The sequence below is a fragment of the Endozoicomonas sp. ONNA2 genome, assembly GCF_024606365.1.
GTDB lineage: Bacteria > Pseudomonadota > Gammaproteobacteria > Pseudomonadales > Endozoicomonadaceae > Endozoicomonas.
On record NZ_JAHHPO010000027.1, the window covers coordinates 1 to 1,978 of the forward strand.

Consider the following 1,978-nt stretch of genomic DNA (forward strand, 5'->3'; position numbering starts at 1 on the left):
TGAAGGTGCTGATACATCAAAAAATGACAAACCCAATCCAAAAAGTCTGAGACAGCCTCCCGGGAGCAGTTGCCGCGCAGGGTAGTCTATTCCCGGACAGCCTCCTTGCCCCTGTTGCCCTTATCTTTAACCAGAGAGGGGGCATTGGCCAGCAATGCCCGGATGGCCTCTGTGTGGCCTTCAAGAACAGCCAGGTGCAGAGCCGTGTTGCCCTGGTGATTCCTGGCGTTGGCCAGAGAGGGGGCAATGCCCAGCAATGCCCGGATGACCTCTGTGAGGCCTTCAAGAACAGCCAGGTGCAGAGCCGTGTTGCCCTGGTGATTTCTGGCGTTGGCCAGGGCGGGGGCAATGCCCAGCAATGTCTGGATGGCCTCTGTGAGGCCTTGACGAGTAGCCACGAAGAGAGCCGTATCGCCATCGTTGTTCCTCTTTTCGGCCAGGGAGGGGGCAATGGCCAGCAATGTCTGGATGGCTTCTGTATGGCCTCTGAAAGCAGCGGTGTGCAGAGCCGTATCGCCATCGTTGTTCCTCTCTTCGGCCAGGGAGGGGGCAATGGTCAGCAATGTCTGGATGGCTTCTGTATGGCCTCTGAAAGCAGCTGTGTGCAGAGCCGTATCGCCATCGTTATCCTTCTCTTCGGCCAGGAAGGGGGCAATGTTCAGCAATGTCTGGATGGCCCCTGTGTGGCCATTACGAGTGGTTAAATGAAGCGCTGTTTCGCCATTGTCATTCTTCTCTTCGGCCAGGGATCGGTCAATTTCCAGCAATGCCCGGATGGCCTCTGCGTGGCCTTCCCCAGCAGCCAAGTGAAGAGCCCGGCCAAGGTTTGCTTTCTCGTTGGCCAGGGAGGGGGCATTGGTCAGCAATGTCAGCATGGCCTCTGTGTGGCCATTACGAGCGGCCAGTTGGAGGGCTGTTTCGTCGTTGATATTCTTCTCTTCGGCCAGGGATCGGTCATTTTCCAGCAATGTCTGAATGGCCTCTGCGTGGCCTTGAAAAGCAGCCAGGTGGAGAGCCGTTTGGGCATTGTTATCTTTCTCGTTGGCCAGCGAGGGGGCAATGGCCAGCAATGTCTGAATGGCCTCTGTGTGGCCTTGAAGAGCAGCCACGTGGAGAGCCGTCCGGCCATTGTTATTTTTCTCGTTGGCAAGGGATGGGGCAATGGCCAGCAATGTCTCGATGATCCGTGTGTGGCCTTGAAGAGCAGCCAGGTGGAGAGCCGTCTGGCAATAGTTATCCTTCTCTTTGTACAGGGAGGGGGCAATGGTCAGCAATGCCCGGATGGCCTCTGTTTGGCCTTCATCAGCAGCCAGGTGAAGAGCCGTCAGGCCAAGGTTAGCCTGCTTGTTGGCCAGGGAGGGGGCAATGGCCAGCAATGTCTCGATGATCCGTGTGTGGCCTTGACGAGCAGCCAGGTGGAGAGCCGTTTGGCCAAATCTATTCCTCCTTTTGGCCAGCGAGGGGGCAATGTCCAGCAATGCCTTGACAGTCTCGGTGTGGCCTTGACGAGCAGCTTCGTGGAGAACCGTATCGCCTTTGTTATCCGTCACATCAACCCGGATGCGCATGGAGGCAATTTCCATAAATGCCCTGACGATCTCTGTGTGGCCATTTCGAGCAGCCAGGTGAAGAGCCGTACAGCCATCGTTCATCTGCTCATTGGCCAGGGTGTGATAACGATTATCTTGCAGCAGCTTCTGGACAGACTCTATGCGGCCCTTCTGAGCGGCCATATGCAGCGGCGTAGCACCATCTTTACGTGTTTTGACATTGACATCCACTTCCATGTCAAGCAGTTTTACCAGACAATGGGTTCGCCCCCAATAAGCGGCTAAATGTAATGCCGTTGTGCCGCAGTTGGCAGCGATATTGATATCCGCTTTTGTGAGCAGACACATCAGGTGATCTAATTTGCCCCAAAGAGTTGCTATCATCAAAGGCGTGATACCGTCGTTATCACGGGCATTAAAGTCCACTC

1 protein-coding gene is annotated in these 1,978 nt (G+C 55.6%); it reads right to left on the bottom strand.

From position 1 onward, the window contains the following. Positions 1-86: 86 nt before the first annotated feature. On the bottom strand, positions 87-1,978 hold a 1,892-nt coding region (locus KDK14_RS00330; RefSeq protein ID WP_257263023.1), incomplete at its 5' end, for an ankyrin repeat domain-containing protein.